At 74.5% G+C, this 24,663-nt stretch carries 17 protein-coding genes; 6 read left to right on the top strand and 11 right to left on the bottom strand.

Annotated features, from left to right (window positions below):
- From AB0D66_RS13170 to AB0D66_RS13130, 9 genes are all read right to left on the bottom strand, one after another.
- On the bottom strand, nucleotides 1–5,347 hold a 5,347-nt coding region (locus AB0D66_RS13170), incomplete at its 3' end, for an amino acid adenylation domain-containing protein (RefSeq protein WP_362301209.1).
- Nucleotides 5,348–5,513: 166 nt separating this feature from the next.
- A complete protein-coding gene (locus AB0D66_RS13165; protein ID WP_362301206.1) occupies nucleotides 5,514–6,707 on the bottom strand; it encodes an alpha/beta hydrolase in 1,194 nt (397 codons plus the stop codon).
- Entirely contained in the window at nucleotides 6,688–7,638 is a 951-nt protein-coding gene (locus AB0D66_RS13160) for a chlorinating enzyme (RefSeq protein WP_362301203.1), read from the bottom strand. The genes AB0D66_RS13165 and AB0D66_RS13160 overlap by 20 nt, the downstream gene beginning before the upstream one ends.
- Nucleotides 7,635–9,497 (bottom strand): amino acid adenylation domain-containing protein, encoded by a 1,863-nt coding sequence (locus AB0D66_RS13155; RefSeq protein WP_362301200.1) that lies wholly within the window; start codon nucleotides 9,495–9,497, stop codon nucleotides 7,635–7,637. Before AB0D66_RS13155 ends, AB0D66_RS13160 begins: the two co-directional genes overlap by 4 nt.
- A gap of 32 nt (nucleotides 9,498–9,529) precedes the next feature.
- Nucleotides 9,530–10,501 carry a DUF6039 family protein gene (locus AB0D66_RS13150; RefSeq protein ID WP_362301197.1) on the bottom strand — a complete coding sequence of 324 codons (972 nt, stop codon included), beginning with the start codon at nucleotides 10,499–10,501 and terminating at the stop codon, nucleotides 9,530–9,532.
- A 94-nt stretch (nucleotides 10,502–10,595) separates the two neighbouring features.
- The gene (gene fabD / locus AB0D66_RS13145; RefSeq protein WP_362301194.1) at nucleotides 10,596–12,899 is read right to left on the bottom strand and encodes an ACP S-malonyltransferase; all 2,304 of its coding nucleotides are present in this window, start codon (nucleotides 12,897–12,899) and stop codon (nucleotides 10,596–10,598) included.
- A gap of 58 nt (nucleotides 12,900–12,957) precedes the next feature.
- Nucleotides 12,958–13,863: an enoyl-CoA hydratase-related protein gene (locus AB0D66_RS13140; protein ID WP_362301190.1), complete on the bottom strand. Its 906-nt coding sequence runs from the start codon at nucleotides 13,861–13,863 to the stop codon at nucleotides 12,958–12,960.
- Nucleotides 13,854–15,089 (bottom strand): hydroxymethylglutaryl-CoA synthase, encoded by a 1,236-nt coding sequence (locus tag AB0D66_RS13135; protein ID WP_362301187.1) that lies wholly within the window; start codon nucleotides 15,087–15,089, stop codon nucleotides 13,854–13,856. Before AB0D66_RS13135 ends, AB0D66_RS13140 begins: the two co-directional genes overlap by 10 nt.
- The gene (locus AB0D66_RS13130; protein ID WP_362301184.1) at nucleotides 15,090–15,968 is read right to left on the bottom strand and encodes a DUF6039 family protein; all 879 of its coding nucleotides are present in this window, start codon (nucleotides 15,966–15,968) and stop codon (nucleotides 15,090–15,092) included.
- A gap of 242 nt (nucleotides 15,969–16,210) precedes the next feature.
- Here AB0D66_RS13130 and AB0D66_RS13125 point away from each other — a divergent pair, with 242 nt between their 5' ends.
- The 6 genes from AB0D66_RS13125 to AB0D66_RS13100 all read left to right on the top strand — a co-directional run bounded on the left by AB0D66_RS13125 (nucleotide 16,211) and on the right by AB0D66_RS13100 (nucleotide 22,011).
- Entirely contained in the window at nucleotides 16,211–16,969 is a 759-nt protein-coding gene (locus AB0D66_RS13125) for a class I SAM-dependent methyltransferase (protein WP_362301181.1), read from the top strand.
- Between the two features lie 17 nt (nucleotides 16,970–16,986).
- Nucleotides 16,987–18,519, top strand: coding sequence for a class I adenylate-forming enzyme family protein (locus AB0D66_RS13120; protein WP_362301178.1), 1,533 nt, complete (start codon nucleotides 16,987–16,989; stop codon nucleotides 18,517–18,519).
- A 117-nt stretch (nucleotides 18,520–18,636) separates the two neighbouring features.
- A complete protein-coding gene (locus tag AB0D66_RS13115) occupies nucleotides 18,637–18,804 on the top strand; it encodes a hypothetical protein (protein ID WP_362301175.1) in 168 nt (55 codons plus the stop codon).
- A gap of 9 nt (nucleotides 18,805–18,813) precedes the next feature.
- Nucleotides 18,814–19,554, top strand: a complete 741-nt coding sequence (locus AB0D66_RS13110) for a 4'-phosphopantetheinyl transferase superfamily protein (RefSeq protein WP_362301172.1) — start codon at nucleotides 18,814–18,816, stop codon at nucleotides 19,552–19,554.
- Nucleotides 19,555–19,613: 59 nt separating this feature from the next.
- Nucleotides 19,614–20,288, top strand: coding sequence for a helix-turn-helix domain-containing protein (locus tag AB0D66_RS13105; protein ID WP_362301169.1), 675 nt, complete (start codon nucleotides 19,614–19,616; stop codon nucleotides 20,286–20,288).
- Nucleotides 20,289–20,490: 202 nt separating this feature from the next.
- On the top strand, nucleotides 20,491–22,011 hold the full coding sequence (locus AB0D66_RS13100) for an MFS transporter (RefSeq protein WP_362301166.1): 1,521 nt from the start codon (nucleotides 20,491–20,493) through the stop codon (nucleotides 22,009–22,011).
- Nucleotides 22,012–22,100: 89 nt separating this feature from the next.
- On the opposite strand, the gene AB0D66_RS13095 is transcribed toward AB0D66_RS13100, so the two are convergent.
- Both AB0D66_RS13095 and AB0D66_RS13090 read right to left on the bottom strand, forming a co-directional pair.
- Nucleotides 22,101–23,312 (bottom strand): glycosyltransferase, encoded by a 1,212-nt coding sequence (locus AB0D66_RS13095; protein ID WP_362301163.1) that lies wholly within the window; start codon nucleotides 23,310–23,312, stop codon nucleotides 22,101–22,103.
- A gap of 86 nt (nucleotides 23,313–23,398) precedes the next feature.
- Nucleotides 23,399–24,538: a winged helix DNA-binding domain-containing protein gene (locus tag AB0D66_RS13090; protein WP_362301161.1), complete on the bottom strand. Its 1,140-nt coding sequence runs from the start codon at nucleotides 24,536–24,538 to the stop codon at nucleotides 23,399–23,401.
- Nucleotides 24,539–24,663 lie beyond the last annotated feature (125 nt).

Below are 24,663 nucleotides of genomic sequence, written 5' to 3'. Positions count from 1 at the left end.
CCGCGCTCGAGGAGGCCAGCGGCGCGGCCCGGTCGGTCGCGGGGGCGGGCGCGGCCGCCGGGGCGGGGGCGGACCCCGGGTGCGGTGCGTCGGTGGCGGGCGCGGGGCCGGCCGCGGCGAACTCGCGGGCGAGGTGGTCGGCGATGCCCGCGATGCTCGGCGCGTCCAGCAGGGCGCCGACGGGGATCCGTACGCCGTGCCGCTGTTGGAGGGTCCGGGAGATCCGCACCATCGTGAAGGAGGTCGCGCCCTGGTCCCAGAGGTCCGCGTCCGGGTCGACCGGCCGGCCGTCGAGCAGCCCCGCGACGATCTCGGCGATCTCCTCGGCGAGCCGCCCGGCGAGCCCGCCGCCCGGCCCCCCGGCCGGGTCCCCGCCCGCCTCCGGCGCTTCGGCGGCAGAAGCCGGGGCGAGGGTCGGCGCGGCGGCGGCAGCCCCGGCCAGAGCCGGTGCGGCGGCAGTCGGGCTGGTTTCGGGGGGAGTCGGGGGAAGGGGCCAGGGCAGGGCGTTGCGGTCCAGCTTGCCGTTCGGGGTGGACGGGAGGGTGTCCAGGAAGGTGAGGTGGTTGGGGACCATGTAGTCCGGCAGGGCGCGTGCGGCGTACTCCCGCAGCGCGGAGGCCGGCGGCAGGTCGCCGGCGTCGGCGGCGGGCAGCAGGTAGGCGACGACCTTGTGGTCCCCGGAGTCGTGCGGCCGGACCAGGACCACCGCCTCCCGGACCGCGGGGTGGCTCCGCAGCCGGTGCTCGATCTCGCCCAGTTCGACCCGGTGGCCCCGGATCTTGACCTGGGTGTCGGCCCGGCCGAGGAAGGTCATCACGCCGTCCGGGCCGAAGGCCGCGCGGTCGCCGGTGCGGTACATCCGCCGGCCGCCGCCCGGGACGAACGGGTCGGGCACGAAGCGCTCGCGGGTGAGTCCGGGCTGGTTGTGGTAGCCGAGCGCCAGGCAGTCCCCGCCGATCATCAGGTCGCCCTCGGTGCCGATCGGGCAGGGCTCCAGGTTCTCGTCCAGGATGTAGTACCGCGCGTTGTCGATCGGACGGCCGTACGGAATGCTCCGCCAGGACGGGTCGACCTCGGCGACCCGGTGGTAGTTGGACCAGACGGTCGCCTCGGTGGCGCCGCCCAGGCTCACCAGCTCGGCGGAGCGGAACACCGCCCGCAGTTCCCCGGGCAGCGACAGCGGCGTGTAGTCGCCGCTGAGGAAGACCAGGCGCAGGTCGCCGGCGCCGGTCCGGTCGTCGGCCGGGCCGGGCAGCAGCGGCATCAGCTGGGCGAGCGTGGTGGGGGCCGAGTTCCAGAAGGTGATCGGCTGCTCCAGCAGCAGGTCGAGCAGCAGCGCCGGGTCCTTCTGCTGGGCCTCGTCGGCGACGTACAGCGCGGCGCCCCGGCCGAGCAGGCCGAAGACGTCGAACACGGAGAGGTCGAAGCCGAGCGAGGTGACCATCAGCCCGAGGTCGCCGGGGCCGAAGCCGAAGGTGCGCCAGCACCAGTTCAGGAGGTTGCGCACCGAGCGGTGGGCGACGGCGACGCCCTTGGGCCGGCCGGTGCTGCCCGAGGTGAAGATGACGTACGCGGTGCTGTCCGCGTGGGCGGTCGGCGGGGGCGGGACATCGGCGGGCACGACGCCGCGGTCGGCGTCGACCACGCGGATGCCGTCCGGGACGGGGAGCGGTCCGGTGTCCGTGGTGGTGAGCAGCACCGTGGCACCGGCGTCGGCGAGCATGCCGGCCGCGCGCTCGGCGGGGGCGGTGGGTTCGATGGGCAGGTAGGCGGCGCCGGCCTTGAGGATCCCGAGGACGGCGGCGATCAGCGCCGGGCCGCGTCTGGCGCAGACCGCCACGACCTGGCCGGTGTCGACGCCGAGCGCGCGCAGGCGGTAGGCGATGCCGTTGGCCCAGCGGTCCAGTTCGCCGTAGCTGACGGTCCCCCCGGGGTGCCGTACGGCCTCGGCGTCGGGGGTGCGGCGGGCGTGGTCTTCGAAGAAGAGGTGGACGGGGCGCTCGTCGGGGACGGGTACGGCGGTGTCGTTCCAGGTGTGCAGGACCAGTTCCCGTTCGGCCGGGCTGAGCACGGCCCGTGTCGGCCGCGTGCCCGGGGTCTCGGCCGGGGCGGGGGCGGCGGCCGCCGTGAAGGCCTCGCCGAGGCCGCCCAGCAGCCGGCCGTACGCGGCGAACATCGCCTCCAGGTCGCCGGGGGCGAAGTCGCCCGGCACCGTGTCCCAGTGGTAGCGCAGTTCGTCGCCCTCCTCGACGCAGATGCTGTCCAGGCACACGTCGGGGGTGTAGGTCATCCAGCGGCCGCTCCGTACGCCGGACGGGGGCGCCTGGCCGGTGAGTTCGAGCAGGCCGGTGTGGACGACGGGGAAGGCGAGGCCGTCGCCGGCCCGCTCGCGCATGACGACGCGGCGCAGTTCGGCGAGCCCGTCCGCGCCCGCGCCGCGGGTGTCGTCCTGGTCCATCCGGTGCTGGTGGGCGGCGGCGCGCTCGGCGAGCGACTGCCCGGCGGGGCCGTGGTCGAGCCAGCTGAGCCGGGTGTGCTCGCCCGGGCGGCGGTGCTCGTCGTCCCGGTGCCAGCGGGCGGCCACCACGGTGAAGTCGCCCTGCACGCGGGTCGACAGGGCTTCGGTGAGCACGGCCAGCAGGGCGGCGTCGGGCGTCAGTCCGCGGTCCTCGACCGCCTCGCGGATCCGCCGCCATCCGGGCAGGACGCCGGAGTGGCGGGTGCGGCGCCGGTCGGTCCCGCCGGCCGGCACGGGTCCCGCGGGCAGGGCGGTGAAGCGCTCGCGCCAGTAGGCGGCGGCCGCGGGGTCGGGCGGGGCGGGGAGGGCGGTGGCCGCCGCGGACGCGGGGAGGGCGGGTGGCCGGACCGCGGGGCCGCCGTATCCGGCGACCAGTTCGCGCAGCAGCAGGTGGAGGCTGCGGCCGTCGACCACCGCCAGGTCGATGGCGCAGTGCAGCGTCGACCGGCCGGACGGGCTGCGGGTGACGCGGAGGTCGAACTGCGGCCAGCGGCCGAGGGCGAAGGCCGTTCCGGCCATCCGGTCGCGGAAGGCGTCCTGGAGGGCGCCCGACGGCTCGGACTGGTCGCCCGCGTGGTCGACGACCGGGATCCGGCGGCGGGGACCGGCCGTCCGGCGCACGTGCAGCTCGCCGTCGTGGGTCAGGTGGCTGCGGAGCGCCTCGTACCGCTCGGTCATGGCGTGCCAGGTGTCCTCGAGGCGGCCGATGTCGAGGTGGTCGAGCGCGAAGGCGTGGTAGACCTGGCAGCCGTCCCAGGGGCCGGAGCCCTGGGCGCGGGCGACGTAGTAGGCCTGCTGGAGCTGGTTGAGCGGGCGGGTCTCCCCGTCGGCTCCGGCGCCGGACGCGAGGTCGCGCAGGGTGTTGCCGAGGGCGGCGAAGAGGGTGTCGGCGGCGCCCGGGGCGAGCAGGGTGTCGGCCACGTCCCAGCGGTAGTGCAGGGCCCCGTCCGTCTCCCACATCTGGTGGTCGAGCGCGACGCCGGCGGTGCGGCTGGCGGCGTGCGCGAGGTGTCCGGTGAGCCCGCCCGTGCGGCCCGTGCCGGTGTCCAGCAGGCTGGTGAAGACCACGGGCAGGGCGGCCTGCGGCGCCGTCCGGTGCCGGGAGCGCAGTTCCCTCAGGACCTCCACCCCGGACACGCCGGTGTGGGCGAGGTCGGCCCAGAGCCGGTCGTGGAGCGCGCGGGCGGCTTCGTCGAAGGTGCGGTCGGGCAGCGGGGCGACGGCCAGCAGCGCGGTGGAGGTGAAGGGGCCGACCAGGTCGTCCGTGCCGGCGGGCAGCCGTACCCGGTCGGAGGTGGTCAGCACCAGGGTGAACGGTTCGCCGGGCGCGTCGGCGGCCAGGACCTCGGCGAAGGCGGTGAGGACCAGTGCCGTGGGCGACACCCCCCGGGCCGCGGCGCGCTCCTTGAGGGCGTTCCACTGCGCCGGGGTCAGGGCGGCTCCGAGGGAGCGGCGCGGATGGCCGCCGGGGCGGGCCTCCGGCCGGGTCCGGGCCGCCGCCGGGGCGGCCATGGGAGGGGCCGCCGGGCCGGCGAGCCGGTCGCACCAGTAGTCCAGGTCCTCCCGGTGGGCGGGGGTGGAGCGCCGGGCGTGCAGGGCCAGGACGGCCTCGCGCAGCGGGACCGAGGAGGCGGGCAGCGGGTCCTCGGGCCGCTCGTAGCCGAGCCACCAGTGGTCGAGGAGCACGTCGAGGCCGTGCCCGTCCGTCAGCATGGCGTCGATGTCCAGGTGGACCACGCCCGCGCCGTCCGGGCCCAGTGACACCTCGACGGTGTACGGCGGCCAGCCGGCGGCCTGGTTCCGCGCCGGGTCGGCCAGACGCGCGCGGACGTCCCTCACGTGCCGGGCGAAGGCCTCGGGCCCCTGGGCGGCGAGGTCGTGCACGGGGACGTCGGCGGGCACGGGGATGTCTGCGGTCACGTGGGCGTCGGCGGGCACGGGGACATCGGCGGGCAGGGGGAGTCGGCCGGGCGGGAAGACGTCGGCGGGCACGGGGACGTCGGCGGGCAGGGGGAGTCGGCCGGGCGGGAAGACGTCGGCCGGCACGGGGGCATCGGCGGGCAGGGGGAGTCGGGCGGGCAGGAAGACGTCGGCGGGCACGGGGACATCGGCCGGCACGGGGACGTCGGCGGGCAGGGGGACGTCGGCCGGCGCCGAGACGTCGGCGTACGCGGACACGCCGACGGGCGGGGTGACGCGCTGGCGGCCTTCCTCGTCGATCAGGACGCGCAGGATGTCGTGGTGGGCCACCACGCGCCGCCAGGCCGCCGTGAGCCGCCGCGCGTCGAGGCCGGGGACCGCGAACTCGCGGTACAGGCGGCAGCCGACCGGGTCCGCGCCGAGGTCGGGGTCCCGGCCGACCAGATAGGCCTGCTGCACGGGGGTGAGCGGGAACGGTTCCCCGTTCCTCCCCAGGTCCGGCCCGGCCGCCGCCGGAGCCGGGGAGCCCGCGCCGAGGGCGTCCGGCGCCGCGGCCGACCCGACGGACCCGACGGACCCGGCCGACCCGGCCGACCCGGCCGACCCGACGGACCCGTCCGGCCCGGCCGACCCGACGGACCCGACGGACCCGACGGACCCGGCCGACCCGGCCGACCCGGCCGACTGTGCCACCTTGTCGATCAGTTGGCGGGTGGTGGCCCCCGCGCCGAGCCAGTCGACGGCGATGCGCACCCCGTGGGCGGCCTCGATCCCGAGCACCAGGCGGGTCGCCGCCAGCGAGGCGAGGCCGTGCTCGCGCAGCGGCGCGTCCAGGGGCGGCTCCGCGCCGCCCGGCCGGACCTCGCCGACGAGGCGGACGACCGATCGGGCGATCTGGTCGTGGTTCATGGGTTCCTCCTTCGCGGCAGGGCGGGGCGGGGGCGCACGGCTCGGCGGGCCGGGTGGTGCGGCGGGACCGGAGGCGGACGGGGCCGCCCCCGGGGCCGGGTGGTCCGGGCTGCGACGGCCGGCCGGGGACCGCAGGGGGCCGGGAGGAGCCCGGTCTGGCGACGCGTCAGACGGGGTGCTCCGTCAGGAACTCGGCCAGGGCGTCGAACAGTTCCGGCTCCCCCCGGAACACCGAGATGTGGTCGCCGTGCGGGCGGACCAGGCTCACCGCGCCCGGCAGGGCGGCGGCCACCCGCGCGGACCCTTCCGGATGGGCGGTGTCGTCGTCCGCGCTGGTCACGACCAGCACCGGCTGACCCAGTCCGGCGAGCCGGGGACGGAGGTCCTCACCCATCACGGCCGTGTTCAACTCGGAGTACCGGCGGAACAGTTCGACGGTCGCGTAGGGATAGAGCACCAGGTGGGCGAGGTCGGCGGGGACGTTGTCGCCGATCGACCGGCAGAGCGTCTCGTGGATGGTCGCGGCCAGGGCCGGGTCGGCGCAGGCCATCGACAGCAGGGCCTGCAGATTGCGCTGGTGGTCCGTCTTGGGCGTGTCCGGGCCGAGGTCGAAGTCGCCGTGCCACAGGCTGAGCGAGGTGATCCGGTCCGGGTGCAGCGCGGCCGCGGCGACGGCCGGTACGGCGCCGCCGCACAGGCCCGCCACGTGCGCCCGCGCGGCGCCCGCCCGGTCCAACGCGGCCAGCAGGTCCCCGGCCTGCGCGGACACCCCGTAGCCGGGCGGCGCGGGCTCCTCCGGGTCGGCGAACAGGCCCCGGCTCTCCCAGGTCACCACGTAGTGCGTACGGGCGAGTTCACGGATCCACCGCTCGGCCAGCCGGGCCGGCATGCCGGGGGCCGGCGCCAGCGCCACCGCCCGCTCCCCGGGCCGCCCCGCCGTGTACACGCGCAGCGGCACCCCGTCGGGCGTCCTGGTGTCGAGCCGGGTGCAGAACCGCCCGAAGTCCGCCGCCGCCGCCTCGTCGACGGTGTCGGCGAGCCGGTCGGCGCCCTCCACCCGGCCGTCCTCGGTGAAGGGCAGCCGGGCCAGGTCCAGGTGGTCGGCGACCACCCGGGCGAAGGTGTCCGGCTGCCCGGGGCCGGCGCCCACCGCGACCGCGGGGGAGCCCAGCCGCCGGGTGACGGCCGCCAGCAGCGGGCCGACGGTCCCGGCGCGCCGCCCCGCCGGGACCGTCACCGGCGGCAGGACGCCGAGCAGCGGTCCCAGCGACAGGACGGCCCGCGCGAGCCGGGCGAGCCCGTCCGCCGGGGCGGGCCGGGAGCCCACCCCGGCGGCGGCGTCAGCTGTCCCCGAAGCCATGGCCCCGGGTGGTGCGGTCCACCAGCTTGTTGTGTCCGTACGTGTCGCGGCCGGCCACCAGGACGGCGCCGTAGCGCTCCAGCGAGACCCGGCCGCCGTACTCCTCGATCTCCTCGGTGTCCGGGTAGACCCGGACGGCGGTGGGCACGTACCGGGAGGCGAAGCCCATCCGCATCTGCTGCGCGGGGCCGTCGTTGGGGTGCGAGGCGTGCATCAGGGTGGACCAGAACATGATGGCCTCGCCCGGCCTCATCACCATCGAGACGGCCTTGCTCTCGTCGGGGACGAAGTTCTCGTCCTTCTGCAGCTCGCGGTAGTCGTAGCCGAAGAAGCCGCGGCGGGTGCCGCCCTTGCTCTCCTGGTTGATGCGGTCCGGGTCGTAGTGCATCTTCTTGGTCTCGTCGTAGTTCATCTGCTGGTGGGAGCCGGGGATGAACTGCAGGCAGCCGTTGTCGACGGTGGCCTCGGTGAAGGCCGTCCAGACGGTGATGGTCCCGCCGAACTCCTTGAACTCGTCGGGCCACAGGATCTGCGGTTCGCCGGAGGCGTTGGCGAAGGTGTCCGCCTGGTGCCAGTCGGTCCCCTCGTCGCCCGGGTACTTGGGGAAGAACTCGGTGCGCCAGCACAGGACGTCCGGGCCCAGGGCGCTGACCACGCGGTCGACGATCGGCCTCCGGCCGATGTGGCCGGCCAGGAAGTCCGAGTCGAGGTGCCGGTCGTAGTTGGAGATGTTCGTGTTGCCCGAGGAGGCGGCCTCGTCGCCGTAGACCGCCATCGAGCGGTCCATCAGCTTCAGCCGCTCGCGGCGCCACTCGGCGGTCATCTCCTCGGGCTCGTAGACCTTGAACGGTCCGAAGAACCCGTTGGTGCGGAAGCTCTCCAGCTCCTTCTCGGACAGCGAGAACGCGCCGCCCGCTCCGGCCTGGGTCATGGCTGCTCCTTCACGTGGTGGTCGTGGGCACCGCTGTCCGGTCCGGGGTGCCGGGCCGTCCGCTCCTCCACCACGGCGGCCAGCCGGGCGACGGTCGCCTCGGCGCCCAGTTCGGCGCCGGTCAGGCGCAGTCCGAACCGCTGGTTGACCTGCGCGACGATGCGGACGAAGGCGAGCGAGGTGGCGCCGATGTCGAAGAGGTCGACGTCGGCCTCGGGCGGCCGAGGGCCGCGCAGGACCTCGTGGACGATGGCGGTGACGGCGTCGAGGGCGGTGGGCCCGGAGGGCGTCGGCAGTGCGGTGGCGGGCTCCCCGTCGAGGATCCGGCGCAGGGCGTCCCGGTCGGTCTTGCCCTGCGGGGTGAGCGGGATGGCGCCGAGCACCCGGTGGGCCGAGGGACGCAGGTGGGCGGGCAGCCCGGCGGCGGCGTACGCGGCCAGGGCGGCGGGCAGCGCGGCCGGGTCCGCCTCGCCGTCCTGCGGTACGACGAAGGCCGCCAGGCGCAGGTCGCCGTCGTAGTCGTGCGCGACGACCACGGCCGCACGGACCTGCGGGTGGGCGGTCAGGAAGTGCTCGATCTCGCGCGGCTCGATCCGGAAGCCCCGCACCTTGAGCTGGTCGTCGAGGCGGCCGAGGTAGCGCAGTTCCCCGTCCGCCGTGCGGACGGCGAGGTCGCCCGAGCGGTAGTAGCGGGTGACGGGGCCGCCACCGAAGGACCCGGAGGTGAAGCGCTCGGCGGTCAGCTCCGGGCGGTCGAGGTAGCCGCGGGCCAACCCGGGTCCGGCGACCAGGAGTTCGCCGGGGGTGCCGTCCGGTACGGCGGCCCCGTCCGGGCCGGCCAGGACGAAGTCCAGGTCGGGCAGCGGGACTCCGATCGGGCTGTGCTCGGGCGCGTCAAGGTCCGCCGTGGTGATCGGCCGGTAACTGGCGTGCACACAGGTTTCGGTGATGCCGTACATGTTGACCAGCCGGGGTTGCCGGTCCCCGTGCCGCTCCATCCAGCCCGCCAGGTCGCGGACCTCGAGGCGCTCCCCTCCGAACACCACCAGGCGCAGCGCGAGGCGGTCCGGTCCCTCGTGCTCCGCGTCGGCGGCGGCGAGCTGGCGGAAGGCGGAGGGCGTCTGGTTGAGCACGGTGACCCGTTCGGCGCGCAGCAGGGCGTGCAGGTCGGCGGGCCTGCGGGTGAGGTCTTTGTCGACGACGACCAGGCGGCCGCCGTGCAGCAGGGCGCCCCAGATCTCCCAGACGGAGAAGTCGAAGCTGGCGGAGTGGAAGAGGGTCCAGACGTCCTCGGGGCCGAAGCCGAACCAGTCCCGGGTGGCGCTGAACAGCCGGACCACCTGGCGGTGTTCGACGAGGACGCCCTTGGGCAGGCCGGTGGAGCCGGAGGTGTGGATCACGTAGGCGAGGTCGCTCCCGGTCGCCGCCTCGCGGCCGGCCGGGGCCGCGGCGCCGGCGCTGTCGGCGGGCGTCCCGGCGGTGACGGGCACGACCTCGGCGGCCAGTGCGTCGGGCAGCGCCTTGGCCGCCTCGGCGGTGGCCACCACGATCCGCACCCGGGTGTCCTCGAGGAGGTGGAGCAGCCGGGGCGCCGGGTAGTCGGGGTCGAGCGGTACGTAGGCGCCGCCGGCCTTGAGGATGCCGAGCAGGCCGATGACGAGCTCGGTGCCGCGGTGTGCGCTGAGCCCGACGAGGACGCCGGGGCGCACTCCCCCGGCGGCCAGCCGGGCGGCCAGCGCCTCGGCGCGGGCGTCGAGTTCGCCGTAGGTCAGCTGCTCGCCTGATGCCGTGACGGCGATCCGCTCGGGCGCCTCGCGGGCCCTGTCGTGGAAGATCTCGTGCAGACTTCGGCCGCTCATGGCCGACACCTCCTGGTCCGGGGGCGAGGGGGTCAGCGCGCCGAGGGCAGTTCCGTGGCGTACAGACCCCAGTGGTGTGGTGTCAGGGCGACGTCCTGGAAGGAGCCCTGGACGAACATCCGGGCCCAGGTGCCGCCGGCGCCCTTCTCGGGTGCGCGCTCCCGGAAGAAGATGTCCCGGACGCTCTCGTTCTGGACGTGCAGCTGGAGCAGCCGCTGATAGGTGCCGAGCGAGCGCATGTGGATCATCCAGTGGATGCGGTCCATGGGGCCGAAGGCGTCCTCGTAGAGGAGCACGGTGGCCTCGCCCGCCAGGTTGTCGTTGATCGCCTCGGCTGCTTCGCGGGCGAACTGGCGGGCCTCGGAGCGGAAGTCGTAGATGATCTGCGCGGTGCGGTGGATGACGATGCCCGCGTTCGCGGAGTGCAGGAGCAGCTCGTCGGGCTGCGAGGTCTGGTGGCGGGCGGGCGGCAGCGAGACGGCGGTGCCGGCCTCCTGGAACACCGTGCTCTGCCGTTCCAGCGTGCCGTCGACGGCGGTGCCGTACATGCCCCAGAACTGCGGCAGCAGCACCGACTCCCGCAAGGTGCCGTCGACGAACATCCGGGCCCAGCTGCCGCCGCCCTTGCTCTCGTCGATGCGGGCCTTGCCGAACAGGCCGCGGTAGCCCTCGTCCTGACTGCCCATCCGGACCAGCGTCTCGTAGGCGTCCATCGACTTCAGGTGGATCAGCCAGTGGACCAGGTCCTTGGTGCCGAAGGTCTCCTCGTAGACGAAGACGCTCGCCACGCCCTCCTGGGAGGTGTTGATGTATTCGGCGAGTTCCCGTGCGAACTCCCTTGATTCCGAGTGGAATTCACTGCGGACCTGGGCGGTGCGCTCGACGATCATTCCGGAGTTCCCGGAGTGCAGGATCTTCTCCGGCGCGAGGACGGTCTGGTGACCGGCCGGCGCTACGACCGCCCTGGCCCCGTCCGCCGATTCCCCGGTGTCCGCTGCGGTCATGAAAACCCTCCTGATCGAATACCCGGTGAATGTCGCCGGGAACGTTCCGGAAATCCCCTGTCAGAGACTATGGAGCCGGGGTTGGAGTTCCTGCTCAGAATTGCGCACGCAGGATCGCGTTTGTCCGGTCCGTCAGAATGGACGCGGCTCCCGCCATCAATCGGTCGGCGATGACGTCCACGTGGCGGCGGCGCCAGTCCGCGAGCTCGGTCCCGGCGACGAACCGGTTGAAGGCGCCCATCGCCGGACCGCAGTGGATCTGGTAGTTGACCTGTTGGTCCGGGGTGCCGTGCATGGCCAGCCTGGTCGAGTGGACGAAGTACCAGCGGAAGACCAGGGCCATCCGGTGCCGGTCGCTGCGGCCGGCCCGGGCCAGCTCCTCGGGGTCGGTGCGCGCGAGGTGCGCCCGGGTCTCCCGCCACACCTCCTCGACCGGGCGGCCGAAGCACTGCTCCTCCAGTGACCGCACGGTCCGCTCGTCCAGCTCTTCGAGGGCGCCGTACTGCCGGTAGAGCTGGTAGAGCTTGTTCGCCCGGGCCGGGAACAGCGTGCCCCTGCGCACCACTTGGACCCGCGCCCCCAGTTCGAACATGTCCCCGGCCGGCGCGTAGGCGGTGTCCTGGACGTCCAGCCCCGCCAGCAGCTCCTTGACGGCGTCGGCGGTGCCCGCCTCGGGCGTGCACTGGTTGACCGAGCCGGTCAGCACGAAGTCGGCCCCGAGCAGGAACACCGCGGCCACCGCCTCGGGAGTGCCGAGCCCGCCCGCGGCCCCGACCCGGACCCGCCGGTGGTAGCCGTACTCGGCGCCGACCCGGTCCCGGAGCCGGGCGATGGTCGGCAGCAGGGCCAGCGCCACCCCGCCGTCCGTGTGTCCCCCCGAGTCGGACTCGACGCACAGGTCGCCGCTGACGGGCAGTTCCCGGGCGATCCGGGCCTCCTGCGGGGTGAGCCCGCCCTCGGCGAGCAGCCGGTCGACCACGGCGGCGGGGGCGGGGGCGAGGAAGGCCCGGGCGACCTCCGGCCGGGACACCTTGGCCACCACGTGCCGGCCGGGCGAGGGCCGTCCGTCCGCGTCCCGGTCCGCCCCGGCGAACCGCACCCGGACCAGGGCCGGGGTGATCCGGGTGAAGCCCGCGGCCTCCACGCTCCGCACCCCGGAGCGGACGCAGAGCGAGGCGACCGCGTCCTCGCGCGCCGGATCGGCGGGCGTGTGCAGCAGGTTGACGCCGTACGGGCGGTCCGGGCCGGACTCCCGGGCGAGCCGTTCGAGGTCCCGCCCGATCCGGTCGAGGCCCATCCCGCCGGTGCCGAGGAAGCCCAGCAGCCCGGCCCGGCCCATCCGCAGCACCAGCTCGGCCGAGGAGATGCCCTTGTACATCGACCCGGCCAGGTAGGCGGCGCGGACCCGGTGGTCCCGTCGGAACTCGGCGCTCCCGAGCCCCTCCGCCCGGAACACGGCGGACCCGCCCGGTGCGGGTACCCGGGCCGGGGGCGGGGAGACCGGGGGCAGCGGGGTCGGCGGCGGCGCCGGCGCCGGCCCCGGCGTCGCGTTGTCCTTCAGAGCCGACTTCCACAGGCCGGCCAGTGCGGTGCCGGGGCCGCGTTCGGCCACCTCCCGTACGCCGAGGGCGAGCAGCTGGTCCATGGTCTGCGACCAGCGCACGGGTTCGGCGATCTGCCGGGCCAGCAGCCCGGCCACGTCGTCCCCGTACGGCGCGGCGGTCACGTTGGCGAGCACCGGGAGGGCGGGCCGCCGCAGCGCGAACCCGGCCAGGAAGCCGGCGAACGCCGTGGCGGCCTCCCGCATGTACCGGGAGTGGAAGGCCGTGCGGACGGCCAGCGGCACCGTCCTGGCCGCGCCGTCCTCGCGCAGCCGGGCCGCCACCGTCCGCAGCTGCTCCGCCGGGCCGGACAGGACCACCTGGGTCCGGGCGTTGTGGTTCGCGATGTCCACGGCGTCGGCGCCGTACCGCGGCAGCGCCCCCGCCAGCTGCTCGGCGGTCAGCCCGACGACGGCGAGCATCCCGCCGTCCCCGTTCCCGTCTCCGGACATCAGCTCGCCCCGCCGCTTGACCAGGCGCACCCCGGTCTCGAAGTCGAAGCAGCCGGCCGCGAACAGGGCCGCGTACTCCCCCAGGCTGTGGCCGGCCAGCACGTCGGGCTCCGGTTCGCCGTCCGCCCGGGCGGAGAGCACGGTCAGGGCCTCCACCGCGAAGAGGGCCGGCTGGGCGTAGCGCGTATCGCCCAGCCGCTGGTCGGGGTCGTCGAGCAGGAGCGGCGCGAGCGGGAAGCCGAGGATGGCGTCGGCCGCCTCCACCAGGGCGCGGTGGCGGTCGATCAGGCCCGCGCCCATGCCCTTGCGGTGTGATCCCTGCCCCGGGAATATCCAGGCACGCAACGGTGCCCTCCTCGTCGTCGGTGAGCGGATGGAACGACCGACCTGGGCCGCTCCGGGGTCAGCGCGGGGCGGCGGGCGGGACGTCCCGTCCCGTCCCGGCGGAGAGGTCGGCGAAGCCGGCGATCCGGCCGCGGACCCGGTCCGAGGACATCAGGCGGACGAACTCGTCGACCGCGGTCCGCTGGGTGTGTTCGTCGAGGATCCACAGCCGGCGCGTGTAGCGCTTGAGGTCGGCGACCGTGGCGGGGTCCAGTTTGGAGGCGCGGAAGAGCAGTCGGCGCAGGGCCGGCCCGGGGTCCTCGGCGAGTTCGTCGACGAGCCCGTGGACCGCGGCCTCCCGGGCGGCGACCGGGAGTGTGCCGAGCGCCATGGCGTAGGCCCGCTGGAAGCCGACCCGCCGGATCAGGAAGGGCAGCACCGAGCAGGGCAGCAGCCCCCAGAGCGCCTCGGGGAGGCTGAACCGGCTCCGGTCGGTGGCGTGCACGAAGTCGCTGGCCGCGACCAGTCCCACCCCGCCGCCGACCGCGTGGCCGTCCACCTGGGCCACCACGATCCTGCCGATGGTGGTGAGCCGCTCCAGCAGGGCGAAGTAGTCCTCGCCGCCCTTGCGGGTGTCCTGCACGCCCGCCGGCCCGCCGGCCGTGCCGCCCGTCGGCCCGCCGGCCGTACCGTCCGCGCGCCGGTCGTCCGCGCCCTCCGCCGGCGCCCCGGCTCCGGCCGCCGCGACGCCGGAGAGGTCCATGCCGCTGCAGAAGGTGTCGCCCTCGGCCCGCAGCACGACCACCCGGCAGTCCTCGGTGCGTTCGGCGAGGTCCAGCGCGGCGCCCAGGTCCGTGATCAGTTCGCGGGTGATGCTGTTGCGCTCCGCCGGCCGGGTGAGCGTCACGGTCAGCCGCCCCCGGTCGTGCTCCACGCGCAGCGTCCGGTGGCCGGACGGGCCCGGTGCGGTCCCGGTCAGCTCCACCGGTACCTCCGGTGGAAGCCGGTGATCTCGTCCAGCACGAGGAGCCCGCGTCCGGCGAACCCCTTCTCGTAGACGGGCCCGTAGGCGGCCGGGTCGAAGCGCTGGTCGCGTACGCCGGCCATGCGCAGGGCGCCGCCGTCCGCGAGCGTCTCGTACTCGGGCATCGAGAGCGGGTAGCGGTCCTCGATGGCGGCGCCGATCCCGAGGGCGGCGAGTTCCGCGCCCGCGCCCTCGGGCACCACCCCGCTGTAGAACTCGGAGGCGCAGCCGGAGCCGTACGAGAACATCCCGACCCGGCGGGGGCCGGCGGCCGGCCCGTCCTGGTCGATCAGCGAGCACAGCGCGAGGTAGAGGGCGGCGGAGTAGACGTTGCCGACGCGGGAGCAGTACGCGAGCGAGGCCGCCGTGCGCTGCTCGAAGTCGGCCTCGACGGCGGCGGTGCCGTATCCCTTGAGCTTGCGCAGCATGGTGCGGTGGGCGGCGCGCACCATCCCGGCGAACGGGGTGTGCAGGACCAGCCGGTCGAAGGTGGTGACGATGTCCGCCCCGACGACGCGCTCGGCGTAGTGCCGGTAGCTGTGCTCCAGGCAGGCCAGGTAGGAGAGCAGCGAGAGGTCGGAGTCTCCGGCCTCGAGGTCCGGGCGGGGGCGCAGGGTGTCCATCACCTCGTAGCTGTAGAAGCCGCTGGCTCCCGGGTCGAGGGCCAGGATCCGCGGCCGGCCGCCGACGACCATCGCCACCGCACCGGCGCCCTGGGACGGTTCCCAGTAGGTGTCGCGGGCGGCGGCGCTGGCCGCGTCGGCGGCGATGACCAGGGCCTTCGCGTCCGGGTCCGCGCCGACTTCGAGGAGGGCGGCGGCCGAGCGCAGCGCCGCGGTGCCGCCGTAGCAGGCGTGCTTGGTCTCGAAGGACCGGCAGCGCCGGCCGAGGCCGAGCGCGTCGTGGACGTAGGTGCTCAGCGGTTTGCCGTAGTCCAGGCCGGACTCGGTGCCGACGACGACCAGTTCGATGCGGTCCCGCTCGGCCTGTGGCAGCGCGTCGACCAGCGGCTTCGCGGCGTTGACGGCGTTGGTGACGGCGTCCTCGCAGGGCAGGTTCACCGATTTCTGGCGCATCATCAGGTTGCCGAAGCGGCGCATGTCCAGCCCGCGCGCTTCGAAGAGCGTGCGCACGTCCAGCGAGGCCCTGCCGACGTAGGCGTTGACCGCCTCGATGCCGACCTCCATCTAGCTGCCCGCTCCCGCGTGGTGCGGTACGAGGACGGTCTCCCGGAGGGTGCCGTCCAGGAACATCCGGCCCCAGTTGCCGCCGCCGCGGCCGGCGGGGATCCGTTCGCCGGTCAGGATCTCGCGGAACGCCTCGTCGGTGCGCTCGAGTTCGACGATGCGGCGGTAGTCGTCGAGACAGCGGAGGTGGATCATCCAGTGGAGGCGGTCCTGGGTGCCCCACTGCTCCTCGTAGAGGAAGACGGTCGCGTGTCCGGCCAGCTCCTCGTTGATGCGGCTGAGCCAGGCGAAGGCGAAGTTGCGCCCCTCCTTGCGGAATTCGAACTTGACCTGCCCGGTGCGGTGGATGATCACGCCGGCGTTGGCGCTGTTGAGCTGCTGCTCGGGCAGCTGGGCGGTCTGGAAGCGGGCCGGCACCGCGAAGAGGCCGCCGAGGTCGGCCTCCTCGTGGGCGTGGGTGAGGCCGTGCTGGGGGACGATCACCTTCTCGTGGAAGGACCCCTGGAGGAACATCCGCTCCCAGTTGCCGCCGCCCTGGTCGGCGAGCCGGTCGGAACTGGCGACTTCCTGGAAGTCCGAGTCGTGGTCGACCATTTCCAGCAGCTGGCCGTAGTCGTTGGGGGCCCGCATGTGGATGAGCCAGTGCAGCCGGTCCTGCGTCCCGAACAACTCCTCGTAGACGAAGGTGGTGGCATTCGGGTGCAGCGCCTTGTTGGTGAAGAATTGCAGATCCCGGGCGAATGACCGGCCCTCGGTGCGGAATTCGTAGGCGAGCTGCCCGACCCGGTGGATGATCAGTCCGGAATTGCCGGTGTGCAGCAACTGCTCGGGGGGTTCGGCGACCTGTTGGGCTGCCGGGGGAATGAACGACCATGCCATGAGGAGAATTCCCTTCTGCCTGGTTCGGCGGATTGCACCGGCGGCCGATCCGCACGCCCGATTCCGCAGTGCGGCCACGCTAGCGGGGCCGGGAAACCGGGCTCTGCTCAATCTTGGGCAACGCCCGGCGGCACCGGGTCGACTAGACTCCCGGCCAAGCGGACCGCTCGGTCCTCTTGGCTCGGGACGTCGGCCGCGGCACCCCGCGGGCCCCGTCGGCCCCATGATTGGAGTGCGCCTTCATGACTTCCGTCACCAGCGAGTCCCTCCGGTTCGACAAGGACGCCGACGACTACGACGCCTACCACGGAGGCCTGGAGCGCGGCCGCAAGGCCGCCGAGGACCTCTCCCCGCACCTGCTCCCCGGCCCGGTGCTCGACATCGGGCTGGGCACCGGCCTGGTCGACGTCGGCCTCACCGAGCTCGGCCACAGCGTGCTCGGCGTGGACGTCGCCCCGCAGATGGCCGCCCGGGCGGAGAGCCGCCTGAACGGCCGGGTCGTGGTGGGCAACGCCCAGTACCTGCCGTTCGCCTCCGGCTCGCTGCCCAACGTGGTCATGGTGCACGTGCTGCACGTCGTGGACGACATGGACCGGGTGCTCGCCGAGACCGCCCGGGTGCTCGCCCCCGGCGGCCGCCTGGTCACCGTGCACGGCGTCCCGGTCGCCGAGCCCGACGACCTGGTCGAGGCGGAGTCGCCGCTGAACGTGCTCAAGCCCAAGGTGCCCGACACCCCGGAGCGGCTCGCGGAAGCGGCCGGCACGTTCGGGCTGCGGGTGCTGGAGGAGGCCTCGGTCAACCCGTACGAGATCGACCTGACGCCCAACCAGTACGCGGACAGCATCGCGGGCCGCGTCTGGTCGTACCTCAAGGACGTCGGCGACGCGGACTGGCAGCGGCTGGTGGTCCCGGTGGTGGCGGCGCTGCGGGCGCTGCCGGACCCGGACCGCGAACGGCACCAGGTGTGGCGGGTGCCGCTCACCGTCCTGGTGAAGAACTGACCGGCCGGGGGGCTGACATGGGATCCAGCACCAGCACGGGCCTGCCGCAGGCCGACCCCGCGGACGGCACACCCAGCCGTACGCTCACCGACCTGCTGCGGGAGCGCGCGGCAGCCGACCCGGAGGGCGTCGCGATCGTCGTCGACGGCCGGGACCCCCTGACCTTCGGTGAGTGGGACCGGCGTGCCGACGCCGCCGCGCACGGCCTGCTGCGGTTCAAGGAGCCGCGCCTGCGGCGGATCGCCCTGTACTTCGGCGGACTCGACTGGATCGACTACGCGGTCGCCTACCACGCGGCGCAGCGGGTCGGCGCGACCACCCTGCACCTCAACGACACCATGCCGGCCGAGGAGATCGCGCACCGGCTGGCGGAGTGCGGCGTGAACGGCATCGTGCACGGCTCCGCGCTGGCCCCGCCGGCCGGCTCCAGCGGTTGGACGGCCACCCTGGACGACCTCGACACCGGGCGGCACGACCCGCCGGCGCCCGCGCCGCGGATCGACGGCATCGCCGACATCCTGTACACCTCGGGGACCACCGGCCGCGCCAAGGCCATCACGGTGACCCACGCCAACATGCTGTTCGGACGGGCCAAACCCACCATCGACACCCTCGGCAACGCGGACCACCTGCTCGCCGCGATGCCGCTGGGCACCTCGTCCAGCCAGGGCACGGCCTCGCTGCCGCTGCTGTCCCGCAGCATCCTGCTGGTCGCCCCGCCCGAGGATCCGGAGCAGATCGCCGCGCTGATCACCCGGTACGCGTGCGGCTCGATCATGATCACGCCGGCCACCGCCCTTGCGCTCGTACGGGCCCGCGTGCACGAGCGGCACGACCTCGGCAGCGTCCACACCGTCACCACCGCTTCGTCGGCGTTCCCGCCGGCCGTGGCCCGCGATCTGCTCGCCGCGCTCCCCGGAGCGTCCCTCGCGATGGCGTACACCTCGCTGGAGGCCTCGCCGGCCGTGACGCTCCACCTGTTCGACCCGGCGAAGCCGCTGTCCATGGGCCACCCGGCGCACGGGACCGAGCTGCAGATCACCGACGAGAAGCAGCAGCCGCTGCCGGCCGGCGAGGTCGGCGAGATCTGGATGCGCACCGCCGCGCCGAAGCGCCGCTATCTCGACACCGACCTCGACCAGCGCTTCAACATCGGAGAGTGGACCCGGATGACGGACCTCGGGCGGGTCGACGAGGACGGCGAACTGACCTTCTTCGACCGGGCCGCGGACGCGGTGCGGTCCGGCGGCGCGCTGATATCCAGCATCGCCGTCGAGGCGGAGCTGTACGAGCACCCGGACGTCAAGGAGGTGGCCGTGATAGGCACCCCGGACGCGGAACTCGGCCAGGCCGTCACGGCGGTGCTGGTCCTGACCTCCCCCGACCGGCTCCCCGAGGTCCGCGCGTTCGCCGAATCCCGGCTGCGGGGGGCCGAGGTCCCGGCCCACTACGTCCTCACCGGCGCCCTGCCCCGCAGCTTCCTCGGCAAGGTGCTCAAGCGCGAACTGCGCGCCCGCCACGGCCGACCCGCGACGGGCCTGCCGTCCTGACCCCGCCCGGACGCCCGGCCGGGCCGGGCGTCCGGGCCACCCACCCCCTCACCGATGACCGAACTCCGCCCACCACCCACCGCCCACCGCCCACCGCCCACCAGGAGGAGACCCCCGATGGCACTCGACCCCGCCCTGCTCGACGTACTCGGCTGTCCCGACCACCCCGACGCCGGGCTGCGGCACGACGCCGGGGCCCGGATCCTGACCTGCCGGGCCTGCGCCCGGGACTTCCAGGTCGTCGGGGGCGTACCGGTCCTGCTCGCACAGAACCCGCAGCGGTAGCGGGCCACCGTGCACGGCCCGCCCTGCGAGGTCTGGTGGGCCCGGACGGACTGGCTCCGCCCGGAGCACCTGTACGTGCTGAGCGCGGCGGAGAACGAGCGGCTGCGGCGCTTCCGGCTGCCGGCCGACCGGGAGCGCTCCGCCCTGGGCGCCGTCCTGCTGCGGGCGGTCGCCGCGGGGGAACTCGGGTCGGCTCCGGACGCGGTGGGCGTGGACCGCTTCTGCCCCTCGTGCCCGGGGCAGCACGGCAGGCCCGTCCTGCCCGGCACCGGGCTGCACGTGTCGACCAGCCACTCCGGCGCGTTCGTGGTGGTGGCGGCGACCCGGGCCGGACCGGTGGGGGTGGACGTCGAGGAGGAGCCCGGCGGGCTCGGCCCCGACTTCCGCGGCGGCGCCACGCTGGGCCCCGCGGAGGCGGCCGGCACCTCGGACGCGGCCGGCTTCGTCCGCTGCTGGGCCCGCAAGGAGGCGCTCCTCAAGGCCGTCGGCGTGGGCATCACGGTGCCGCTCGCCGAGGTCGACCTGGGCCCTCCGGGCGAACCGCCGCGCCTGCGCCGGTTCCCCGGCTCCCGGCCCGACCAGGTGTTCCTGACCGACCTCCCGGCGGCGGAGGGGTACGCCGGAGCGGTGTGCGTCCTCGCACCGGGCCGGGTCCCGGTCAGGCACCATGATGCGGGGCCCCTGCTGCACTCGGTCAGGGCGCCCTCAGCCACCGGCGGGTCCGCGACGCCGGACGGGCGGGTCCGATGACCCGTACCGCCCGGCAGGACGGACCGGCCGGACCCCACCACCCCGGAGGTCCCCGCACCGTGTCCCGCACTCCCGCATCCGGCGCCCCGGCCACCCGGTCGCGCGCCGACGCCGTCCGCAACCAGCGGCTGCTCGTCGACGCGGCGGCCCGCTCGTTCGCCGAGGGCGGCCTCGGCATCCCCGTATCGGAGATCGTCCGGGAGGCGGGCCTGGGCAAGGGGACGGCCTTCCGCTGCTTCTCGTCCAAGGACCAGCTCGTCGCCGCGATCGCCACGGAACGGCTGGAGGAACTGACCGCGCTGACCCTCGCGCTGGCCGACGACGAGGACGCCGGAAAGGCCCTGTACGCCTTCATGCGGGCCGCGGCACGGCTGTACGCGGCGGACCGCGGCTTCTTCGAGTCGCTCTCGCTGGCCCCGCACGCACAGCCCGAAGTGCTGGCGGCCGAGGAGAAGCTGACCGACGCGGTGGCCGCCGTGCTGCGCCGGGCCCAGGAACAGGGGGCGGTGCGGGCCGACATCAGCACCGTGGACGTCATGCTGCTGCTCGGCGGCGTCCGGCAGGCGGCCGCCCCGCTGCGGGCCGAACAGCCCGACCTGTGGCAGCGCTACCTCGACGTGGTCTTCGACGGGCTCCGCACCCCGGCACCCGGCACCGCGCAGCGGCCCTACGCCGTGGACGCTCCCTCCCTGGCCGACTACCGACGGGCGGTGGAGGCACTCGGAACCCCGTGACGGGCCCGCCCCGGCGGTGTCCGGGGCGCCACCCGCCCGGTCCGGGCCGCGCACCGGCCGCCCGGACCGTCCCCCCGACCTCTTGTCATCACCGCCCACATCTGTCTCAAATAAACGGACCAGGAGGTCCGCTTACGATGTTACGATCCCGCGGAACCGGCCTCGCCGGGTCCACCGACCTGCTGTTCTGTCAGGAGCGCCAGTGACCACCTCACCTGCCAAAGGCACCTCGTCGAGCCCTGCACCAGCACTGTCCGGACCGGGCGGCCGACCCGCGCTGATCATCGTGTTCCTGTGTCTCGCCGACCTGATGGTCGTGCTGGACGCCACGATCGTGAACGTGGCCCTGCCGTCCATCAACGCCGGCCTCCACATGTCACAGGGCGACCTCCAGTGGGTCGTGAACGTCTACGCGCTGATGTTCGGCGGCTTCCTGATCCTCAACGGCCGGCTCGGCGACCTCTTCGGCCGCAAGCGGCTGCTGCTGGCCGGCGTCGTCCTGTTCACGGTCTCCTCCGCGGTCAACGGCCTGGCGACCGACGCGACCGTACTGATCGTCGGCCGCGGGGTCCAGGGCCTGGCCGGGGCGATGATCGCGCCCGCCGGCCTCTCCATCATCAACACCTCCTTCAAGGACGCCTCGTTGCGGACGAAGGCGCTCGCCGCATGGGGCACCATCGCCGCGGCGGGCGGCGCGCTCGGCCTGCTCCTGGGCGGGCTGCTGACGGCCTCGCTGTCCTGGCACTGGATCTTCTTCATCAACATCCCGGTCGGCGCCGCCGTCCTGCTCGGCTCGCGCTTCATCCCGGACTCCCGGGTCACCGAGGGCGACCGGTCGGTCGACGTGGTCGGGGCCGTCAGCATCACCGGCGGCCTGCTGCTGCTCGTGCTCGCCCTGAGCAACGGCGAGTCCTGGGGCTGGACCTCGGCCCGCACCCTGGGGGCGGCGGCCGGCACGGCGTTCCTGCTGGCCGTGTTCGTGGTGGCCTCGCTGCGCAGCCGTGCACCCATCGTCCGGTTCGGGATCTTCCGGATCCGCTCGCTGGCCGTCGCCGACCTCGTCCTGCTGATGCTCACCTCGGGCATCTTCTCCATGTTCTTCTTCTCCTCCCTGTACTTGCAGGGCGTCCTCGCCTACAGCCCGCTGCGGGCCGGTCTGGCCTTCCTGCCCGCCGCCATCGGCGTGATGGTGGGCGCCACCATCGCCCAGCCGACCGTGGGCAAGCTCGGACCGATCCCGGTCGGGGCCACGGGTCTGGCGCTCGGGGCGGGCGGCATGCTGCTGCTCTCCCGCCTGCCGGAGAACGGCAGTTACGCCGCCGACCTGCTGCCCGGCCTGCTGATGCTGTCCATCGGCCTCGGCATCGCCTTCGTCCCCGTCACGCTGCTGGCCACCTCCGGCGTCCCGGAGTCGGACGCGGGCCTGGCCTCCGGCCTCTACCAGACCGTCCAGGAGATCGGCGGCGCGGTGGGCCTCGCCGTGCTCTCCGCCATCGCGGTGCGCCAGGCCACATCGGAGCTCGGGGACAACCCCTCCCCGGACCAGGCCGCCCAACTGGCCGCCCAGGTATCGGGGTTCCGTTCCGCGTTCGCGGTCGGCGCCCTGCTGCTGCTCGTCGGAGCCGTGCTGTTCGTCGCCCTGCTGCGCAAGCGGCACGTCGAAGCGGTGCTCCAGGAGATGACCCAGCCGGCCGAGAAGGAACCGGCGGCCGACCGCGCCTGACAGCGCCCCCCGAGGAGGCCCGTGACCGGGACGCGGTCACGGGCCTGCGGCCGTCCGCCCAACGGGCGGGACAGCGGACGGCAGGGCGGTCAGTCCCGCGGCAGGCTCCCGCCCGCCGCCAGCAGCTCGAGCAGCCCGACCGCCTCGGCCGGCCCCGGCAGGTCGCGCAGTTCGGCCCGCAGGCGCTCGGTGTTCTCCCTGAAGGTCCCGTCCGCCAGCACCTCGTTCGCCGCGGCGCGCACCGCCCGCGGGGTCAGCGTCGCCGGGTCGACGGTGCGGCCGATGCGCAGCTCCTCGACGCGCCGCGCGTTGTCCGGGTGGTCCCCGAGGAACGGGATGACCACCTGCGGGACTCCGGCGTCCAGCGCGCCCACCACGGTGTTGAAGCCGCCGTGGGTGACGGCGAGCGCGCAGTGCGGCAGCAGCAGGCTCTGCGGGATGTAGCGCTCCACCCTGATGTTCGGCGGCAGCGGACCGAGTTCGGCCGGGTCGCTGTCCCGGTCGGTGGTGGCGATGACGTTCACCGGCTCCCCGTCGAACGCGGCGAGCACCTGGCCGAACAGTCCGGGGAAGGCACCCGGCACCCACCGGTTGGCGATCGTCCCGAAGGTCACGTAGACGGTCGGCCGGTCCGGCAACTGCGCCACCCACGCGGGCAGTTCCTCGTCCTGTGCCCGGTCGAAGGGCATCGGGCGCAGGGCCCGCATGGTCCGCGGCCGGTACTGCCCCGGGTAGAGGTAGCCGGGCGGGGCGCAGCACAGGTGGAGGTGGCGGTGGAGCATCCGCTCCTCGGGGTCGGGGGCCAGCCCCGCTTCCTCGCGGGCCAGCGCCAGCTCCTCGGTGATGAGGTCCTGGAGCGGGGCCATGTCGTACAGCGGGGTGGTGTCCAGCGCCGCGTGGGGCACCCCGAGGACCTCCGCGGCCACGGCGCCGCCCACCTCGTAGCTGTCGCGCACGATCACGTCGGGCCGCCAGTCCTTCGCCAGCGCGAGCAGGTCGGGGACCATCCGGCGGGTGCGTACGCCGTACAGGATGCGGGCGATCGCCACCCGGTCCATCTCCACGCCGTGCGGTGCCAGGCCCCGGGCGCTCTCCTTGACGCGCAGGAACTCGGCGTCGCCGTCGCCGTCGCGCCCGAGTCCGGCCGGGACACCGCGAAAGCCCATCGCCTCGACGGCCGGCAGCATCGACTTGCCGGTGGCGAAGGCCACTTCGTGGCCGGCCGCCCGGGCGGCGGCGGCCAGCGGTACGAGCGGATGGAAGTGCCCGGGGGCCGGTGTCGTGGTGAACAGCACGCGCATCGAGGACTCCTCAGCAGTCGGTTTCCTGGTGTGTACCGCCGACCGGGGCTCGCCCGCTGCTCAGTTGTGCCCAGTCCGGGTACCGTTCAGCCGGCCACCACGACGTGGGCCGGGCCGTCCGGTACGCAGACCGGCAGCAGCCGTTCGGCCTCCGCGACCAGCTCGGCCGTCACGGCGCTCGGGAGCTCGCGCAGCGGGGTGAGCGTGAGCACCGCCTCGCGGCGCTTGCGGTCCAGCGACCACACGCCGGCCACCGTCCCGTCCACCAGGAACGTCGGCCGCAGCTGCAGGTTGGCCTTGGCGTAGACGGCGTCCCGGTGCTCCTCGGGCAGGATCCGGGTCCGGCGCTTCGGCGCGTAGGCGAGGAGGGTGCTGTCGAACCAGGGCAGGAGGCGTACGGGCGCGGGCCGGTCGGCCGGCGGGCGGGGCGCGTCGGGCAGGTCGTAGAGGAGTTGGCCGCTCTCGTCCTTGAACACCTCCAGCCGGTCCCCCAGTGACTTCAGCAGGGCCTTGACGGGGGTGACCTTGGTCCCGGCCCACTGGGCGATGTCGGCGGCTCCGGCCGGCCCGAAGGCCCGCAGGTGGCGGTGGACCACGTCGTGCAGCGCTGCTTCGGGCGAGGGCGGGCCGCCGGCCGGCACGGGGGCGGCGATCACCCCTTCCGGTACGCCCTCGTCCCAGACCCCGTCGGCCGGCGAGCGGGTCACGGCCACGGTCGAGCGGAACGGCCGCCACTTGTAGGTCCGCTGGAACTCCAGCTCGTCCGCGTCGATGGCCTGCGGATGCGCGGCGACCCACTTCTCGATCCAGTCGGCGACCTCCTGCGGGGAGCGCGCCAGGGGGGCGGCGAACTCCGCCAGGCCCTCCCTGAACCGGTCCGCCGCCGGATCCGACTCGCCGCGGGTGCGGCGCCAGGTATCGTCCCCGGCGGCCACGACCACGGCGGCGTACGCGGCGTGCTCGGCCGGGGTCACCAGGTGCAGCGTGCGCCGCAGCAGCGTGCCCACCACGAGGGTGCGCTGTTCCAGCGCGGTGCGCACGCTGTCGGCGTCGACCCCGCGCACCCGGGTCCACAGGGCGACCGGCAGCGCCGGCCCGTACTGCGCCTGAACGGCGCCGATGGCCTCGACGGCCTTGGGCAGCGGCAGGTCGAGCCGCTCCAGCAGCCCCTGCCGCGCCAGCAGCGCCCGGTTCAACTCACGGTCCGTCAACGTCTGAGGAGTCACGACCCATCCCGTCCTGCGGAAGTCTGCCGCGCCGCAGCCTAGTGGAGAGGCGCACCGGGCGGCGGCGGAGCCGGCCCGGGGGCGACCGCGGCCGCGAATGCGCAATTGTGCCTATCCGGCGTCCT

This window comes from Streptomyces sp. NPDC048270 (assembly GCF_040652335.1).
Lineage (GTDB): Bacteria > Actinomycetota > Actinomycetes > Streptomycetales > Streptomycetaceae > Streptomyces.
This window is presented reverse-complemented; position numbering and strand designations above follow the sequence as displayed.

Bases quoted from the DNA above. Each gene is read 5' to 3' on its own strand.
- AB0D66_RS13165 (WP_362301206.1), bottom strand. From the start codon at position 6,707: ATGGCTTCGGGGACAGCTGACGCCGCCGCCGGGGTGGGCTCCCGGCCC.
- AB0D66_RS13150 (WP_362301197.1), bottom strand. From the start codon at position 10,501: ATGACCGCAGCGGACACCGGGGAATCGGCGGACGGGGCCAGGGCGGTC.
- AB0D66_RS13120 (WP_362301178.1), top strand. From the start codon at position 16,987: ATGGGATCCAGCACCAGCACGGGCCTGCCGCAGGCCGACCCCGCGGAC.
- AB0D66_RS13130 (WP_362301184.1), bottom strand. From the start codon at position 15,968: ATGGCATGGTCGTTCATTCCCCCGGCAGCCCAACAGGTCGCCGAACCC.
- AB0D66_RS13135 (WP_362301187.1), bottom strand. From the start codon at position 15,089: ATGGAGGTCGGCATCGAGGCGGTCAACGCCTACGTCGGCAGGGCCTCG.
- AB0D66_RS13155 (WP_362301200.1), bottom strand. From the start codon at position 9,497: ATGAGCGGCCGAAGTCTGCACGAGATCTTCCACGACAGGGCCCGCGAG.
- AB0D66_RS13115 (WP_362301175.1), top strand. From the start codon at position 18,637: ATGGCACTCGACCCCGCCCTGCTCGACGTACTCGGCTGTCCCGACCAC.
- AB0D66_RS13125 (WP_362301181.1), top strand. From the start codon at position 16,211: ATGACTTCCGTCACCAGCGAGTCCCTCCGGTTCGACAAGGACGCCGAC.
- AB0D66_RS13160 (WP_362301203.1), bottom strand. From the start codon at position 7,638: ATGACCCAGGCCGGAGCGGGCGGCGCGTTCTCGCTGTCCGAGAAGGAG.
- AB0D66_RS13095 (WP_362301163.1), bottom strand. From the start codon at position 23,312: ATGCGCGTGCTGTTCACCACGACACCGGCCCCCGGGCACTTCCATCCG.